Origin of the sequence: Lentilactobacillus farraginis DSM 18382 = JCM 14108, assembly GCF_000583655.1 — a bacterium.
Taxonomy (GTDB): domain Bacteria; phylum Bacillota; class Bacilli; order Lactobacillales; family Lactobacillaceae; genus Lentilactobacillus; species Lentilactobacillus farraginis.
This window is the reverse complement of the sequence record NZ_BAKI01000004.1, coordinates 13,653-31,801: the sequence shown is the minus strand read 5'-3', so window position 1 is coordinate 31,801 and position 18,149 is coordinate 13,653. Positions and strand designations below refer to the sequence as shown.

Annotated in this window: 15 protein-coding genes and 1 pseudogene; 14 read left to right on the top strand and 2 right to left on the bottom strand. The window is 41.5% G+C overall.

From position 1 onward, the window contains the following. Positions 1–27: 27 nt before the first annotated feature. Both JCM14108_RS02565 and holA read left to right on the top strand, forming a co-directional pair. Positions 28–2,181 carry a DNA internalization-related competence protein ComEC/Rec2 gene (locus tag JCM14108_RS02565; protein ID WP_304607829.1) on the top strand — a complete coding sequence of 718 codons (2,154 nt, stop codon included), beginning with the start codon at positions 28–30 and terminating at the stop codon, positions 2,179–2,181. Further along, complete coding sequence (gene holA, locus JCM14108_RS02560; protein WP_035178212.1) at positions 2,178–3,206, top strand: DNA polymerase III subunit delta; 1,029 nt, start codon at positions 2,178–2,180, stop codon at positions 3,204–3,206. The genes JCM14108_RS02565 and holA overlap by 4 nt, the downstream gene beginning before the upstream one ends. 122 nt (positions 3,207–3,328) lie before the next feature. Here holA and rpsT read toward each other — a convergent pair whose 3' ends face one another. After that, positions 3,329–3,583 carry a 30S ribosomal protein S20 gene (rpsT, locus tag JCM14108_RS02555; protein WP_035178211.1) on the bottom strand — a complete coding sequence of 85 codons (255 nt, stop codon included), beginning with the start codon at positions 3,581–3,583 and terminating at the stop codon, positions 3,329–3,331. A 239-nt stretch (positions 3,584–3,822) separates the two neighbouring features. On the opposite strand from rpsT, the gene rpsO reads away from it, so the two are divergent. The 10 genes and pseudogenes from rpsO to argH all read left to right on the top strand — a co-directional run bounded on the left by rpsO (position 3,823) and on the right by argH (position 15,405). After that, entirely contained in the window at positions 3,823–4,092 is a 270-nt protein-coding gene (gene rpsO, locus JCM14108_RS02550) for a 30S ribosomal protein S15 (RefSeq protein WP_035178208.1), read from the top strand. A gap of 189 nt (positions 4,093–4,281) precedes the next feature. Beyond that, a complete protein-coding gene (locus JCM14108_RS02545; protein WP_035178206.1) occupies positions 4,282–6,018 on the top strand; it encodes a ribonuclease J in 1,737 nt (578 codons plus the stop codon). Positions 6,019–6,147: 129 nt separating this feature from the next. Next, positions 6,148–7,077 (top strand): hypothetical protein, encoded by a 930-nt coding sequence (locus tag JCM14108_RS02540; protein ID WP_035178203.1) that lies wholly within the window; start codon positions 6,148–6,150, stop codon positions 7,075–7,077. A gap of 182 nt (positions 7,078–7,259) precedes the next feature. Further along, positions 7,260–8,447, top strand: a complete 1,188-nt coding sequence (gene tuf, locus JCM14108_RS02535; RefSeq protein ID WP_035178201.1) for an elongation factor Tu — start codon at positions 7,260–7,262, stop codon at positions 8,445–8,447. Positions 8,448–8,631: 184 nt separating this feature from the next. Next, the gene (tig, locus tag JCM14108_RS02530) at positions 8,632–9,966 is read left to right on the top strand and encodes a trigger factor (protein ID WP_035178199.1); all 1,335 of its coding nucleotides are present in this window, start codon (positions 8,632–8,634) and stop codon (positions 9,964–9,966) included. A 202-nt stretch (positions 9,967–10,168) separates the two neighbouring features. Continuing rightward, positions 10,169–11,419, top strand: a complete 1,251-nt coding sequence (gene clpX / locus JCM14108_RS02525) for an ATP-dependent Clp protease ATP-binding subunit ClpX (protein WP_191978524.1) — start codon at positions 10,169–10,171, stop codon at positions 11,417–11,419. A gap of 96 nt (positions 11,420–11,515) precedes the next feature. Then, positions 11,516–12,103 (top strand): ribosome biogenesis GTP-binding protein YihA/YsxC, encoded by a 588-nt coding sequence (yihA, locus tag JCM14108_RS02520; RefSeq protein WP_035178196.1) that lies wholly within the window; start codon positions 11,516–11,518, stop codon positions 12,101–12,103. Beyond that, on the top strand, positions 12,100–12,408 hold the full coding sequence (locus tag JCM14108_RS02515) for a nucleoside triphosphate pyrophosphohydrolase family protein (RefSeq protein ID WP_035178194.1): 309 nt from the start codon (positions 12,100–12,102) through the stop codon (positions 12,406–12,408). Before yihA ends, JCM14108_RS02515 begins: the two co-directional genes overlap by 4 nt. A gap of 317 nt (positions 12,409–12,725) precedes the next feature. Then, positions 12,726–14,020 (top strand): annotated as a pseudogene (locus JCM14108_RS02510) (argininosuccinate synthase). Beyond that, positions 14,020–15,405, top strand: coding sequence for an argininosuccinate lyase (gene argH, locus JCM14108_RS02505; RefSeq protein ID WP_035178192.1), 1,386 nt, complete (start codon positions 14,020–14,022; stop codon positions 15,403–15,405). Before JCM14108_RS02510 ends, argH begins: the two are co-directional and overlap by 1 nt. Positions 15,406–15,588: 183 nt before the next feature. On the opposite strand, the gene JCM14108_RS15760 is transcribed toward argH, so the two are convergent. Next, positions 15,589–15,651, bottom strand: a complete 63-nt coding sequence (locus JCM14108_RS15760; RefSeq protein WP_272944504.1) for an SPJ_0845 family protein — start codon at positions 15,649–15,651, stop codon at positions 15,589–15,591. Positions 15,652–15,849: 198 nt separating this feature from the next. Between JCM14108_RS15760 and JCM14108_RS02500 the strand changes: the two genes are divergently transcribed. After that, complete coding sequence (locus JCM14108_RS02500) at positions 15,850–17,316, top strand: ABC transporter substrate-binding protein/permease (RefSeq protein WP_035178190.1); 1,467 nt, start codon at positions 15,850–15,852, stop codon at positions 17,314–17,316. Continuing rightward, complete coding sequence (locus JCM14108_RS02495; protein WP_035178188.1) at positions 17,306–18,052, top strand: amino acid ABC transporter ATP-binding protein; 747 nt, start codon at positions 17,306–17,308, stop codon at positions 18,050–18,052. Before JCM14108_RS02500 ends, JCM14108_RS02495 begins: the two co-directional genes overlap by 11 nt. Positions 18,053–18,149: the final 97 nt, after the last annotated feature.

Genomic DNA, 18,149 nt, shown 5'->3' with positions numbered 1-18,149 from the left:
TTAATTGGCGCACTTCTGCTGGGGCTTTTGGCTATCCGGCTGGGATTGCTTCAAAATATTAAATTAATAATCGTGGTGCTTGGAGCAGGACTATTATTTATAATTACCGTGAAATTAACTGTTGCAAATGATTTGCCGATTGAAAAGGCCAATTGTCATGAAAGTATTAAAATATATCCGGATATGATTGTAAGTGATGGCGATCGCTTTCATACGCTGGCTGTTTCGCCGGATACCGGTCGCAAAACCGTTTACTATGCCCGCTTTCAATCTTTAGAACAAAAACAGCGGATAACCGGTAGTTCCCGGCCATTAATCTTAACGGTAACCGGCGAGCAGCAGGCAATTAACGAAGCAACAAATATCAATCAATTTGATATGCGGGCTTTTTATCATCACCAAAAGGTTTATGACATGTTTTCAGTATCCGAGATTGAATCGCTGCGACCGCTTATGCATGAATCGATAGCTGACCGAATTCATGATTTTCGCTCCCGGTTTAACCACTACTGCCGAGGATTACCTAAAATGCTGCGGATTTATGCGATGGGCTTAATCAGCGGCAATCGGGAAAGTAATTTTTTTGAAGAGATGACAGGTGCTCAGCAGTTGGGATTACTGCATATCTTTAGTATCTCAGGGATGCACGTTTATTATTTTCTAACAGTAATTGACCGTTTATTAACAATGCTGGGATTAGGAAAGAAATTTAAAATAGTCATTAAATTAGCTTGTCTGGCTGGTTACTACCTTTTTTCCGGTGGGACGCCCAGCTTGCTTCGGGCAGTTTTAACCGCAGCAATCGTCATGTTGGGACAGCTGGTTGAAATTAAAGTTTCACCTTTGGCAGCACTCAGCTTGACCTTAATGATTCATTTATTCCTATTACCTGAGGCAATGTTTATGATGAGTGTGCAGCTTAGTTATGGGTTGGCATTTGGTCTAATTGCCGTTTCGAAGCGATCCTTTCTCAAACAGACGGTTTTACTGAATCTATTATCGCTGCCGATTCTATTATTTCATTTATATGAGTGGCACGTTTTAAGCTTGGCGGTCAATTTGATGGTCCTGCCGCTTTTTGGTAGTACCATTTTTCCACTGGTCTTGCTGGGATTGGGCTTGGGGTTGATTAACCCACAGTTAACTGGTCCGGTAGAATGGCTTCTTCGGACCTTTAATGATGGTTTAAATCTCGTTGGTCGCCTACCTGGTATGATTTTATTTGGTAAACCACCGGTGCTGATTGCTTTACTGATGTTTGGATTAACGCTAATTGTGATCATTCATTTAGGAAAAAAGCTGAAAATCTGCTGGGCTGCTTTGATTGGCTTATATTTGGGAACGTTTATTTGGATTCATTATCCACTTCATGGCGAAGTGACGATGTTTGACGTTGGCCAAGGTGACAGTTTCCTGATTCGAACACCGTTTAACCGCTCGGTCACTTTAATCGACACGGGCGGCAAGCCGATTTTTAACCAACAGAAATGGCAGCGGGGAACTGAAAACTACCAGGCAGCGCGAATTTCCATCAATTATCTTAAAAGCATCGGAATTTCACAAATTGACTCAATTTGTATTAGCCATCAGGATGCAGACCATTGCGGGGATTTACAGGCCTTTATCCGAGAAATGCGGATTAAGCAAATCGTTATTCCACTCGGCATGCAGCAAAATACCAACTTTATGAAACGCTTAGCGGGAAAAACCCCCGAAACGCTGGTTTTACCGGTTAATGATGAATCCCGGGTTTCCGGTTTACCACTGACGGTTTTGCATCCCTATCTGTCAGGAAAGGGTGAAAACGGTGATTCAGAAGTTCTCAGCGGCCGATTTGGCGGCCTTAATTGGCTTTTTATGGGTGATTTGGACCAACCGGGTGAGATGGCAACCCTCCAACGACACCCCGGGTTAAAAGCCGACGTTATTAAAGTTGGGCATCATGGCAGTCGGACATCTTCGAATCCACAGTTTATTTCTCAGATTCAACCACGGCTGGCATTGATTTCGGCCGGACGAAACAATCGGTATCACCACCCGAATGAAGAAACGTTGGTGACACTAAGTAAGGCCCACGTAAAAATTTTAAATACCCAGAAATCGGGTATGGTAAGATATGTATATCGAAACAACACCGGCTGTTTTCAAACCAAGTTGGAACTTAAAGGGGAAAGTAAATGAATTTTTCACAATTAATAAGTCAGTTAAAACAAAATAAAACCGACAGCGTTTATTTAATTCTCGGTGACCAAGCTTACCTGTCGGATCAAATTAAACGGGCGTTTACTGCGCTAATTCCCCAAGAGGAGCGATCGATGAACATCGGGAGCTACGATATGGAGGAAACGCCAATTTCCAGTGCCGTAGAAGACGCGGTTTCGGTTCCTTTTTTTGGTGACCGCCGGTTGGTTATGATTAATCGGCCGTACTTTTTAACCGGATTGCGGGTGAAAGCAAAAGTCGAGCATCATGTGGATGACTTTTTGAATTACCTGCAGCGCCCCGAAAGTTCAACAATCATGGTGATTTTTGCCCCCTATGAAAAGCTTGATTCGAGAAAAAAGATTACCAAGGCGTTGAAGAAAGTTGCAACGACGGTTGAAATTGGCAAGCTTAGGGAAAGCGAAATTAAGTCAACGGTAAAAAAGCGAATAACAGAAGCAGGTTACACAATTGATGAAAGTGCGCTCGAACGAATGATGCAGTTGACTTCCGGGCAATTGACAACGATGATGAATGATCTGCCAAAACTATTTTTATACAATAAAGATACCAAGAAAATAACGTTGACTGCTGTAAATGGTCTTGTGAGCCCTTCGGTTGAGCAGAGTGTCTTTGATTTGGTTAATAGTGTTTTGAAAAAGAATGCCAAAGAATCAATGGACATTTATCGAAACTTAATTTTGGAAAGCCAAGAGCCGATTGGTATTAATGCGGTTTTGATTCAACAATTTCGATTGTTAATCCAAGTCATGATTCTTCAAAAGCACGGATACTCACAAGGAAATCTGGCAGCCAGCTTAAAGGTTCACCCATACCGGGTTAAACTGGCTTTACAAACGGTTCGTCATTTTAATTATCAGGAACTTAAGGACGCTTATCTGGGATTGGTCGAGACCGAACGGGAAATGAAGTCGTCAAATCGATCACCGGAACTATTGTTTGAGCTTTTCCTGTTAAAGTTTATGCGACCGAACCATGCTTAGCTATTAAAAAGGTCTGATTTTAAGATATCCCCAACGGGGTTCTTAAAATCAGACCTTTTGTGACATAGTCGATGTGTAATAAAAAAGTTGCTAGTATGTAAGTGACTAACAACTCAATTTGATTATTTAGCTAAACGGGCTGTTAACCGTGACTTGTCACGAGCAGCTTTGTTGGCCTTGATCAATCCTTTTGACTTGGCACGATCAATAGCGCTAATTGCGTTAATGTAAAGTTCTTTAGCATCGTCTGAACCGTTAAGTTGCGCTTTTTCAAACTTCTTAACAGCTGTCCGATAAGTACTCAATTGCGCTGCGTTTCGTTTTTGAGCTTTTTCGTTAGTCTTTACGCGTTCGATAGCTGATTTGATAATTGGCATTGGATTCACCTCCGAGGGAATTCTTGGTAAAAATATTAAATTTCAACAAGCACCATTATACAAAACTGGCGGGGGGATTGCAAGCACAACTAAACTTGAATCGAAAAGATTTGCTTGTGTTTATTGCGTAATTTAGGTATACTGTTCTTTGTGTGCTACAGACCTTCGACTTAGTTTGTCGGTACCACTGCCGCTGACTCAGTCGTCGGATCATTTTAAGAAAAGGTGGAAATATAATTATGGCAGTTACACAAGCAGAAAAAAATGAACTTATCAAGAAATACGCGCGTCATGAAGGTGACACCGGTTCTGCAGAGGTTCAAATTGCAATTTTAACAGCAGATATCAATGAAATCAACATTCACATGAAGAACCACCGTAAGGATTATCATTCACAACGTGGTCTTATGAAGAAGATTGGTCATCGCCGTAACTTGTTGGCATACCTGCGTAATAAGGATGTTACCCGTTATCGTGATTTGATTAAGAGTTTGGGATTGCGTCGTTAATATTTTTAAAATTAAAACAAATCAATTATTTGTTTTTCAAAAGTCGTGGTTGGGCCTTTTTGGCTTGACCACGACTTTTTGTGCTTGCTTTCTGGCGGAAAAATTCGGTTGTTTTGCGAAAATATGGTAAACTAAAAGAAGCTGAATTCGAACGTTAAAAAAAGCATAATATTATTTTTGAGGTGAAACATGAAAAACGAAGTAAAGATTATGGCTATTGGTGGTGTTCGCGAAAATGGAAAAAACATGTACGCGATTGACATCAATGGCGGGATTTATATTTTGGACTGTGGTCTAAAATATCCCGAAAATGAATTGTTGGGAATTGATGTAGTTATTCCTGATTTTAGTTATTTGAAAGAAAATAAAGATCGAATTGTCGGCGTCTTTCTAACGCACGGACATGCAGATGCAATTGGTGCAATTTCTTACTTTTTAAGTGAGTTTGATGTGCCGGTGTTTGGCTCTCAAATGACGATTGAATTGGCCAAACTCAACGTTGCCGACTCTGAGCAGCTTCATGATTTTGATGATTTCCATATTGTTAGTGAACGATCGGAAATTGATTTTGATGATGTTAAGGTAACATTTTTCAAAACAACGCATTCAATTCCGGGCTCTTTGGGAATCGCGCTGCATACCGCAGAAGGTGTGGTTGTTTATACTGGCGATTTTAAATTTGACCAAACGGCGGCGCCGCTGTATCAGACAAATTATTCCGCATTGACCCGGTTAGGTGATGAAGGTGTTTTGGCGCTGCTAAGTGACTCCGGAAATGCGGAAAATCCAGCAGCCAGTGCGTCTGAGAAAAAAATCGGTGCTTACATTACAGAGACCTTTCACTATCATGACAGCCGAATCGTGGTAGCCAGTGTTGCTTCAAACATTTTGCGGATGCAGCAGGTCTTTAATGCGGCTGCGGAAACCGGTAGACGGGTTTTTCTAACCGGTCATGATCTTGAACGAATTGTTAAAACGGCCCTACGGCTGCATACGTTAAAGCTGCCGGTAGATGATTTACTGATCGATTCCGTGAAGGAACTGAACCAATTACCGGCTGATAAAGTTGTTATCATCCAAACCGGTAAAATGGGTGAGCCGATTAAGGCAATTCAAAGAATGGCCAATAAGGAGCAGGGGGATATCAATATTGAACCCAATGACTTGGTATTTATCACGACGACCCCTTCAACGGCAATGGAAACAACCGTTGCCAAAACCCGGGATATGGTTTACCGGGCCGATGGTGAGGTTGAAATGATTTCCGACCAGATGAATTCATCTGGTGATGCCAGTCAAACCGATCTGCAATTAATAATGAATTTATTAAAGCCGAAGTTTTTAATTCCGGTTTCCGGTGAATATCGTCTATTGGAAGCCCATGCACAATTGGCCAAACAGGTTGGCTTTACCGATGATCGAATCTTTATTCCGGATAAAGGCGACATTGTTTCGGTTAATAAAGATGAAATGTGGATCAGCGGCAGTGCACCAGTTGCTGACACGATGATTGACGGTATCGGTATTGGCGACATCGGTAATATTGTTCTGCGTGATCGGAAGGTTTTGTCTGAAGATGGCATTTTTGTTGCTGTTGTAACGATCGACCGAAAGAAAAAACGAATTGTTTCTCAGCCCAAACTGACTTCAAGAGGCTTTGTATATGTTAAGGCTAATAAGAACCTCATGGCAGAAGCTGCCGGCATTATTGAAAAGACGGTTCGGAGCAATTTAGATCACAAAGAATTTGACTGGAGTAATTTGAAGCAGGATGTCCGGGAGACGCTGAGCGATTACCTTTATAAGCAGACCAAGCGCCGGCCGGTGATTCTGCCGGTTATCATGGAAGTTAATCAGCATCATAAGCGGGTTAATAAAAAGCACGCCAAGAGAACGGCCAAATCCGCAGTTAAAGAACAAAAATAAACTTTTAACAATTTATAAAAGCAGGGGTCGGGCAAAAACAGCCATTTTTGAGTTGGGTTCGGCCACTGCTTTATTGTGATACCAAGATTAAATCTGTTTATGCCAAAAACGGCAAATGGGGAGATAGCGATGAGCACACTTTCAAAAAATGATCGGGTCATCTTTTGGAGTGCTGAGGCAGATCTACGCGATCATAAATTTCATCAGGTTTTAAATAAAACCGAACACTTGGAGAAAAAGTACCCGGAAGACAGTCAAATCCATTTATTAATGGCCCAAGCCTTATCCAATTTAAAGCGGATTGAAGACGCTTATCAAATTGTGTTTGATTATCGCGATCACCTTTTTGATAAACCTGATTATTTACCGGGGATTTTTAAAATTACGTTACAAAATCACGCGTTTATTTTGGCACGAGAAATTTTAAGCCACGTTTCGGGATCAAGGCAAAGCGCTTGGAAAGCTGAAATTATCAAACAAGAGACTGCTTATCGAACTGAGAATCAATCAGTGCTGAGACAAGCAGCCAGTCGGTTTGCCCATCTAGGGTCACTGGCCGCCTATCAGCAGGTTCAGGTGGTGACTGCGGCTCTGAAACTACCATTTGATGAGTATTTGACAGCAGCTGAAACAATGCTAACCGATCCGTTTGGCTGGCAGGTGTCCAAAACGCAGGTGTTATTACAACTACAGGCTATGGCCAGTGAGAAAACGGTCACGCTTAATTGGCTTGATAAACAGAATTATCAGATTTCGATTCCGAAATTAAAATCGTTGGCTGATTATGCGGCTTTAACTGACGCACTTCGGGAAATTGACCGATTATACGCGGCCGATGATCCAATCAAGTACCAGTTGATGGAAAAAGAGCTTTTTACGCAAAGCAGTTATATTTATCCGTTCTTCGACAAGGTAATTCAAGATTCAGCTTTTTGGGTTCAAATAATAGCAGCTGATTTGTTTGGCAGCCATTTGACCCATCCAAAGCCGTTTCAACAGGAAATGATGGCATGGATTAAGCAAATTCACCAAGCAGAAAGTTTTATGAAATTCGTTTAAAGAAAAATATTTCGAGAAAACGATAATAATCTGTTTACAAACAATTTAAGTATCGATATAATACTTAAGGATTCTTCGAAATTAGACTGCTTTGTCTTTTCAAGAAGATGTAGTATAATATCATTTAGAAATGCATTGATGCGAATTGATGTAATTCTTGAAAACAACAGGAGGTTTCATTAATGGCAAAAGAACATTATGAAAGAACAAAACCCCATGTAAATATTGGTACTATTGGCCATATTGATCATGGGAAAACTACTTTGACTGCTGCAATTACGAAGGTATTAGCTTCTAAAGGTCTGGCAAAGGCTGAAGATTATGCTGATATCGATGCAGCACCAGAGGAACGTGAACGTGGTATTACTATCAACACTGCCCACGTTGAGTACGAAACTGAAAAGCGTCACTATGCGCATATTGATGCCCCAGGACATGCTGATTACATCAAGAACATGATTACCGGTGCCGCTCAAATGGATGGTGCCATCTTGGTTGTTGCTGCAACTGATGGTCCTATGCCACAAACTCGTGAGCATATTTTGCTTGCCCACCAAGTTGGTGTTGACTACATCGTTGTCTTCTTGAACAAGACTGATTTGGTTGACGATGACGAATTAATTGACTTGGTTGAAATGGAAGTTCGTGAGTTACTTTCTGAATACGATTATCCTGGTGACGATGTTCCTGTTGTCCGTGGATCTGCTCTTAAGGCACTTGAAGGCGACAAGGAACAAGAACAAGTTATCCTTGACTTAATGGATATCGTTGATGAATATATCCCAACTCCAGAACGTGATGACAGCAAGCCATTCTTAATGCCGGTTGAAGACGTATTTACGATCACTGGTCGTGGTACTGTTGCTTCAGGTCGTATTGATCGTGGTGTTGTTAAGATTGGTGACGAAGTTGAAATCGTTGGTTTGGTTGACGATGTTTTGAAATCAACTGTTACTGGTTTGGAAATGTTCCGTAAGACACTTGACGAAGGTCAAGCCGGCGATAACGTTGGTGTCCTTCTTCGTGGTATCGATCGTGACCAAGTTGTTCGTGGCCAAGTTCTTGCCGCACCTGGTTCAATTCAAACCCACAAGCAGTTTGAAGGCCAAGTATATATCTTGACTAAAGAAGAAGGTGGCCGTCATACGCCATTCTTCTCAAACTATCGTCCACAATTCTACTTCCATACTACCGATGTTACCGGTGTTATCGAATTGGAAAAGGGCGTTGAAATGGTTATGCCTGGTGATAACGTTACATTCAACGTTGAATTAACGAAGCCAGTTGCCATTGAAAAGGGTACTAAGTTTACCATCCGTGAAGGTGGCCATACTGTTGGTGCCGGTATTGTTAGTGACGTTAAAGACTAATTTCGCTAATTAATATTGAAAAAGCCGTGAGGAGTGATCCTTGTGGCTTTTTTGCTTTTTAGGCAAGATTTGGTTAATTGGAAATTTATTTTGCATTTTACATTTTGCTGTGAATACGTTAAAATAACAATGTTATGCAATTGTGAATTGTAAAAAATAAGTTTGTCGTCTCGGAGGAAAAAAGATGTCTGCAAAATGGGAAAAGAAAGGTACCAACGATGGTGAATTAACTTTCGAAATTGGTACTGATTCTATTAAAAGCGGTTTAGACCGTGCATTTAAGAAAAATAAAAACAGTATTCGAGTTCCTGGATTCCGTAAAGGAAAAGTGCCTCGGGCAATCTTCAACCAGATGTATGGTGAAGAAGCATTATATGAGGATGCGCTGAACATTCTATTGCCAGACGAATACGCAAAGGCCGTTGAGGAAGCTAAAATTGAACCGGTTGATCAACCAAAGATTGACGTTGAATCAATGGAAAAAGGCAAGCCTTGGGTTATTAAAGCCAATGTGACTGTTAAGCCGGAAGTTAAGTTAGGCAATTACAAGGGATTAAGTGTTCCAAAGCAAAATACCCGAGTTTACCAGAAAGATATTGATGCCGAACTTGAAAAGAAACGGCAAAATGAAGCAGAATTAGTGCTTAAAGAAGGTAAAGCTGCTGAAAAGGGCGATACCGTCGTGATTGATTTTGATGGTACGGTTGATGGTAAGCCGTTTGAAGGCGGCAGTGCCAAGAACCATTCATTAGAATTGGGCTCAAATTCATTCATTCCCGGCTTCGAAGATCAGTTAATCGGCCACAAGGCTGGTGACGAAGTTGACGTAAAGGTTACCTTCCCGGATGATTACCAGGCAAAAGATCTTCAAGGTAAAGAAGCCGTTTTCAAGACAACGATTCATGAAGTTAAAACAAAGGAATTACCTAAGTTAGATGATGACTTTGCTAAAGACGTTGATGAAGACGTTGATTCACTTGATGAGTTGAAAGAAAAGATCAAGGAAGATCTGAAGACTCAAAAGAAGAACGAAGCGCGTGAAGCAATTGAAGATGCTGCGATTAACCAAGCTGTTGATAATTCAGAAGTCAAGGATGTGCCACAAGCAATGCTTGATGAAGATATTCAACGTCAGATGGATCAGTATCTTGCAGGAATGCAGCAACAAGGCATTAATCAACAAATGTACTTCCAGTTGACTGGTACGAAGCCGGAAGATTTGAAGAAACAGTTTGCTGATGGTGCTGAACGTCGTGTAAAAACCAATTTAGTATTGGAAGCAATTGTTGATGCTGAGAATATCAACCCAACCGAAGATGATATCAAAGCTGAGGTAAAGGATTTGGCTACTCAGTATGGCATGAAAGAAGACGCTGTTCGCAGTGCCTTGACTGATGATATGCTGAAGCACGATATCGGCATTAAAAAAGCGATTGACTTGATTGTTGATTCTTCAAAGCAAGAAGCCAAGTCAACGGAAGCAAAAAACGACAAAGCTAAAGAAGACAGCTCCAAGTAGTAACCGTCTCTTCGTTAAAAGATCCGTTTTTAATAACGGGTCTTTTTTTGAAGTAGATCCTTCTGATTGCAATTTAACTATTATATGTTAAAGTTACGTATAGTTGGAGAATAAATATGACAGCCCAAGTTGGTTGCCTTATTCCTGTTCTCCATTGTTTGACCAGCATTAACTTCCAACTCTTGATGGAGGAGTGAATATATTGTTCGAAGATAACGAATCAAATGGCCCAATTACCTGTTCTTTTTGTGGTAAAACACAGGATCAGGTTAAAAAAATCGTTGCTGGGCCGGGTGTTTACATTTGTAACGAATGTATCGACTTATGTAAAGAAATTATTGACGAGGAATTAGCACCTGAAAAGACGTCTGGTGACGATCTTTTGAAAGTGTTAACCCCCGCACAAATTCTCGATAAGTTAAACCAATATGTCATCGGCCAGGAGAACGCTAAACGTACGCTGGCAGTTGCGGTGTACAACCATTACAAGCGTGTCAATGAAATGGTTAGCGATCCAAATGATGATTTGGAACTTCAAAAGAGTAATATTTGTGTTATTGGTCCTACCGGTTCCGGTAAAACCTATTTAGCCCAAACATTAGCCAAAATTTTAAACGTACCGTTTGCGATCGCTGATGCGACAACGCTAACGGAAGCCGGCTATGTTGGTGAAGATGTCGAAAATATTCTTTTAAAGCTGTTGCAAAATGCTGATTATGACGTTGACAGAGCTGAAAAGGGCATTATTTATATCGATGAAATCGATAAAATTGCCAAGAAATCTGAAAACGTGTCGATCACGCGGGACGTTTCCGGTGAAGGTGTCCAACAGGCGCTTTTGAAGATTCTTGAAGGGACAATTGCAAATGTACCACCTCAGGGTGGTCGGAAGCACCCGCAACAAGAATTTATTCAAATTGATACGACCAACATTCTCTTTATTGTTGGCGGGGCCTTTGATGGGATTGAAGGCATTGTTAAGAGTCGCCTTGGTGATAAGACCATCGGTTTTGGAACCGACTCTGACGAGGCTAAAAACGTTAATTCCAAAAATATCATGCAATCGGTTATTCCGGAAGATATGTTGAAATTTGGCTTAATTCCTGAATTTATCGGTCGATTACCAATTTTAACTGCATTGGACAAACTTGATGAACACGATTTGGTTCGAATTTTAACCGAACCAAAGAACGCGCTTGTTAAGCAATATAAGAAGCTGATTGAACTTGATGGTGCCGAGCTTGAGTTCCAGCCGGCGGCCCTTCAGAAGATGGCTCAGTTAGCAATCGCCAGAAATACCGGCGCACGAGGCCTTCGTTCAATTATTGAAGACGTTATGCGTGACATTATGTTTGACCTGCCAAGCAGGAACGATGTTTCTAAAGTGATTATTACACCAGAGACGGTTACGGATCACACGGAACCGGAATTGGTGTTGAAAAAAGCATCGTAATCCAAGGGAGTCTGATGTAAACTTTAATCAGTTTACCGTCAGACTCTTTTTTTGTCTAAAAATTAAAAGGGTTTCATAGAAAGGAATGGTGACTTGATGGAGGTCCACAATGTTGAACTGACTATTAGTGCCGTTGCAGAAAAACAGTACCCCAATACCCAATTCCCTGAAATTGCATTTGTTGGTCGTTCAAATGTTGGCAAGTCGTCTTTAACCAACGTTTTAATTAATCGAAACGGTTACGCCAGAACTTCCAGTCAACCTGGGAAAACCCAGACACTGAATTTTTACAATATCGAAGATAAGCTGTTCTTTGTTGATGTCCCCGGATATGGCTATGCCAAAACTTCTAAAGCCAATCGGGAAAAGTGGGGGCAAATGATTGAAAACTATTTGACTCAGCGTCAGCAGTTAAAAGGCGTTATTGCATTGGTCGATGGTCGACACGCGCCGACCAGCAACGATATTACGATGCATGAATGGCTGAAGTACTATGGCATCGATATTTTAACCGTTGCAACCAAGATGGATAAAATAGTCCGTGGCAAGTGGAATAAACAGGCTTCGTTAATTCGAAAGACGTTGGCTTTGGGACAAGATGAACCGTTAGTCTTATTTTCAGCGCTGACTAAACAGGGGAAGGCCGAAGTCTGGCAATGGATTGAAGGGAGAATGTCACGATGAATTTTGATGAGTATCAAAAAGCAGCCAATCGAACATTGATGGGCAAGGAACAGGTTTTAACAAATTGTGCACTGGGATTAACCGGTGAGTCCGGCGAAGTTGCGGATCTGGTTCGAAAATATACGTTTCAAAGTGCCAAACTTAATAAGCAGCAGCTGACCAAGGAAATGGGGGATGTTCTCTGGTATCTTTCTCAAATTGCTGAGTGGGCCGATATTTCTTTCGATCAGGTTGCTTCCGAGAACATTAGTCGGCTTGAAAAACGTTACCCAACTCCAAGCAATCATTTAAATCAGGTTAATTAATCATCCACTGATTGATTAATTGCAAATGAGGTAATGGCGGACAATTGTCATATTTTATAGCACGCGCCCAGGATAATAACATCCGGGCGCTTTTTTAGTTGCTAAAAAAGGAGGTGCAATTAGCCAATTTTCTTATTATTTTTTAAGGAAACAGGTCTAAATGGCAGTTTCAAAATAGCGATCTGAATTGCCGAAAATGTATATTGAACTTAATATTTTGAAAAATAATGAATAAAACGCAAAAATGGTTGCAATTTATGAATATTGGTGTTAACCTCGTTACTAATTGATAATTAAGAAATTCGAGGTATAAAAATATGACAGAAAACAAAAAGGTAATTTTAGCTTATTCAGGTGGTCTTGATACATCCGTTGCAATTGCTTGGCTCAATGATAAGGGCTACGACGTTGTTGCTTGCTGCATTAACGTTGGTGAGGGAAAAGACCTGAATTTCATTAAACAAAAGGCGTTGAATGTTGGTGCCGTTGAAGCTTATGTTATTGACGCATTAGACGACTTTGCCGATAATTACGCGGCAGTCGCTTTGAAGGCCAATGCAATGTACGAAGGCTCGTATCCGCTGATTTCAGCACTCTCACGTCCTTTAATTTCCAAGGCCCTGGTTGATCTTGCGCATCAAGAACACGCCCAAGCAGTTGCCCATGGTTGCACGGGTAAAGGAAATGATCAGGTTCGTTTTGAAGTTGCCATTCACAGCTTGGATCCGCAATTGGAAGTTTTAAGCCCGGTTCGTGACTGGCACTGGTCCCGTGAACAGGAGATTGAATATGCTAAGGAACACAATATTCCAATTCCAATTGATCTGGATTCACCATATTCAATTGATGCCAATATTTGGGGTCGAGCTAATGAAGCGGGTGTCTTGGAAGATCCATGCACAGTGCCCCGGAAGATGCGTTTGCAATTACAAACGCCTTAACGGAAACGCCGGATACCCCATCAGTTATCGAATTAACTTTTGTTAAAGGAATTCCGACTGAGTTGAATGGTCAGCCAATGAAATTTTCCGAAATTATTCAGCAGTTGAATACATTGGCCGGCGAGCACGGGATTGGTCGAATCGACCACATTGAAAATCGTTTGGTTGGCATCAAATCCCGTGAAGTTTACGAAGCACCGGCAGCAACTGTTTTGCTGAAAGCCCATAAAGAGTTGGAAGACTTAACCTTTGAGCGTGATTTGGCACACTTTAAACCAACGATTGAAAAACAGTTAAGCGAATTGGTTTATAACGCACTTTGGTTCTCGCCGTTAATGGACGCTTTAAATGCTTTCATTGACAAGTCTCAGGAAGTTGTCAGCGGTACGATTAAAGCGCAGCTGTTTAAGGGAAATGTCACCATTCTTGGACGTAAATCAGCTTCTTCATTGTATGATAAAGATTTGGCAACCTATACTGCTGCCGATTCGTTTGATCAGGAAGCTGCCAAGGGCTTCATCAAGCTTTGGGGATTACCAACTCAGGTTTATTCACAGGTTCAATTAAAAAACAAGCAATCACAATTTGTTAAAGCGGTCACGAAATCACACGCCGAAGATAAAGTGGCCGTTCAGGGGCACTACGCTTCTCAAAATGGAGCTAAGAAATAATGAGTACGAAGAAACTTTGGGGTGGTCGGTTTCAACAGCAGGCTTCCAAATGGGTTGATGAATTCGGTGCATCAATTTCATTTGATCAGCAAATGGCTGATGAAGATATTGAAGGCTCACTGGCCCATGTAAAAATGTTGGGGCATACTAAGATTTTGGACGCGGCAGATGTTAAGAAAATCGTGGCCGGGCTGGAAGCACTCCAGCAGGAACTTCATGAAGGCAAACTTCATTTTACGGTTGAAAATGAGGACATCCACATGAATCTGGAGGCCTTATTAACCGAGAAAATTGGGCCGGTTGCCGGCAAGCTGCATACTGCCCGTTCCCGAAACGACCAGGTAGCAACTGATTTTCATCTTTATTTAAAAAACCGGTTACCTAAAATCGTGAATGAAATTACGACGCTTCAAAAAACATTGGTCGCCATGGCGGAGAAAAACGTTGAAACGGTCATGCCGGGTTATACGCATCTCCAACACGCCCAACCGATTTCATATGGGCATTATCTGATGGCTTACTATCAAATGTTAAAACGGGATAAGGAACGGTTTACGTTTAATATGACGCATACCGACATAATGCCACTGGGCGCAGCTGCTTTGGCCGGAACTACTTTTCCAATTGACCGGGAATATACCGCTAAGGAATTGGGCTTTGGTCAGGTTTATGCCAATTCTCTGGACGCCGTTTCGGACCGAGACTTTGCGTTGGAGTTTTTAAGTAATAGCGCGATTTTAATGTTGCATTTATCACGCTTTTGTGAAGAGATCAGTATGTGGGTCAGCCATGAATTCAAGTATCTGGAGCTGAGTGACGCGTATACCACCGGCAGCTCGATTATGCCTCAGAAAAAGAATCCCGACATGGCTGAATTGATCCGTGGCAAGAGTGGCCGTGTCTATGGCCATTTAATGGCGCTGCTTTCGACGATGAAGTCATTGCCATTGGCTTACAATAAAGATCTTCAGGAGGATAAGGAGGGCGTCTTTGACACTGTTAAAACGCTGTTGCCTTCTTTGAAGGTCTTCAATGGGATGCTCAAAACGGCTAAGCCGAATATTGAACGGATGAAGCAGGCAACTGAAAATGATTTTTCAAACGCTACTGAATTGGCTGATTATTTGGCAGCCAAGGGGGTGCCATTCCGTGAAGCGCATGGAATTGTCGGCCAATTAGTTTTAAAGGGCCTGCAAACGCATCAAAACCTTCAGGATATGTCGCTCGAACAACTCAAGGAAGCTTCACCCAAGATTGAGGCTGATGTTTATCATGATCTAAAATCCGAAGTGGCTGTTCAACGACGCCATTCATTGGGCGGAACCGGGTTCGATCAGGTTAAGCTTCAAATTAAGAATGCCAAACAGGAATTAGGCGAAGATTGAGAATTCAAATAAAAAGCGGCTGTCAACAATGATCGTCATTGTCAACAGTCGCTTTTTGATCTGATTCATTATGAAGTAAACGCCGGGGTTACTTTTTCTCGGGACGTTTGTCAGTTTTCTTTTTCTTGTCTTTATCATCTTTTTTATGTTTTAAGAACTTATCGCGTTTATCATCATCGAGGTTCATCTCGCAAACTTGCCGAAAATAGCGTCCAAATCATCCTGTCTGTTAATCTTGAGTGACATTTACTTCATCTCCTTATCTCTATTCGTGACAATCATATCAAAATTATCATTAAAAGTCACTTTCATTGGTTGGTGATGTATATATACACCGAAATTGATTTTATTTGAATAAAAACAACTAATTTTAGAATTTTATTGCATAAACAAAAAGAATGAGGTAGTATATTCTGTATTATCAGTTTAAGAGAGGAAAAGTTGATGGAAAAGAAAGTTAAAGCAATTATTCAAGTCATCATCATGTTTGTGACCCTGTTGACGGTTGGCGCGATCGCAAGTCAAGCATCAGCGGCGGATAATTCACTTCAAAAAGTAAAGCAGCGGGGTGAATTGATTATGGTTACCAGTCCGGATTATCCCCCTTATGAATTTCAAGTCAATAAGGGCGGCAAAAGCCGGATCGTTGGAATGGATATTGACGTTGCCAAGAAGGTCGCCAAGGATTTAGGCGTCAAGTTGGTTATCAAGAGTATGAATTTCGATTCGTTATTGGTCGCAATTCAAACCGGAAAAGCTGATATGGCAATTGGTGGGATTAATCCAACCAACGAGCGTCGTCAAAGTGTTGATTTTTCAGATATTTATTATTCTGGTGGTCAAAGTTTCCTAATTAATGCCAAAGACGTTAATAAATTTAAGAGTGTTAAAAATCTGCGGGGCGCTAAGATCGGTGCCCAAACAGGAACGCTGCAGTACGGATTGGCTAAGAAGCGAATTCCCGGCGCGACGGTTAAGGGAATGGATAAATCTACCGATTTGGTTTTAGCACTTAAAACGAACAAAATTGACGCGTTGGGTATTGAAAAGCCAAGTGCAGAGGCCTATGTCAAAAATGATCCAACGTTAAAGATGATTCCTTCCGGCTATCATCTCAACAAAAACGATGTTGGTGCCGCCATTGCGTTTAAGAAAGGTTCCAACAGCTTGGTTAATGCGGTTAATAAGAGCATCGTGCAGATTAAAAAGCAGCACCTTACCGATAAGTATCTGGCATCTGCCGGCAAATACATGAAGGTTAACACGGTTAATACGTCCATGTTTCATTATTGGACCTACTTTGCCAAGGGGGTTGAATATACAATCCTAATTTCACTGGTTGCGACCTTCTTTGGAGTTTTGATCGGTGTCATCCTGGCATTGATGCGGTTCAGTAAGCAAAAATTGTTCCGCGGTTTGGCAATCAGCTATACTGAATTTATTCGGGGAACGCCGCTGATGGTTCAGGTAATGTTTGTTTACTTTGGGATTGGCGTGGTGATTAATATTCCCGCGTTGATTTCAGGGATGATTGCCGTTTCACTGAATAGTGGGGCCTACGTTGCCGAAATTATTCGAGGCGGGATCAATTCAGTTGAAAAAGGTCAAACCGAAGCCGCAGAAAGCCTTGGCTTAACGAAAGGCGATATGATGCGTTACGTTATTTTACCGCAGGCCTTCAAAAATATCTGGCCGGCTTTGGGGAATGAGTTTATTTCATTAATCAAGGAAAGTTCAATTGTTTCGATCATCGGGGTTACCGATTTGATTTATCAATTAAACATTGTCCGGGCCGATACTTATCGGGGAGTTATGCCAATCTTCGTTGCAATGGTACTCTACTTCCTGATGACGTTCCTGTTAACCAGATTATTGAACTATTACGAAGGGAAGATGAAACATGCAGGATAATGTCATTGAGGTGAACCATTTAAGCAAAAAATTTGGCGAGAATACAATTTTAAAAGATATTAACGGTACTGTTAAATCAGGACAGGTTATCTGCGTTATCGGACCTTCGGGTGCTGGAAAAAGTACCTTTTTACGATGCCTGAACCTATTGGAAAAGCCGACTTCCGGCGAAGTTAAGTTTGACGGAACGGACTTGACACACGTAGATGGTAAACAACTGTTGGACTTGCGGGAACGTATGGGGATGGTTTTTCAAAGTTTCAATCTGTTTCCAAACATGACCGTCCTCCGAAATTTGATGTTGGCCCCGATTCGGGTGAAGCAAATGAGTGAGGCGGAAGCCAAAAAGACAGCGATACATTTATTGGCCAGAGTCGGTTTGCAGGACAAAGCCGATGCTTATCCAAGCAGTTTATCCGGTGGTCAGCAACAGCGGGTGGCGATTGCCCGGGCGCTCGCGATGAATCCGGAAGTGATGCTGTTTGATGAACCAACCAGTGCCCTTGACCCGGAAATGGTTGGGGAAGTCCTTGAGGTTATGAAAGAATTGGCCAAAGAAGGAATGACAATGGTGGTGGTTACCCATGAAATGGGGTTTGCCAAATCAGTTGCCAACCAGGTCTGGTTTATGGCTGACGGCTATATTCTTGAAAAGAGTACCCCAGATGAAATGTTTGAAAACCCACAGAATGATCGGGCTAAAGATTTTATCGGAAAAATTATTGAGGCTAAGTAAAAAGGACGGCCAAAATTTGAGTAATTGAGACCAACTCGAATGGTCTATTTGAAATAGCCGGTTAATTATTAAAAGTCACATCACGTCAGAGTGGTGT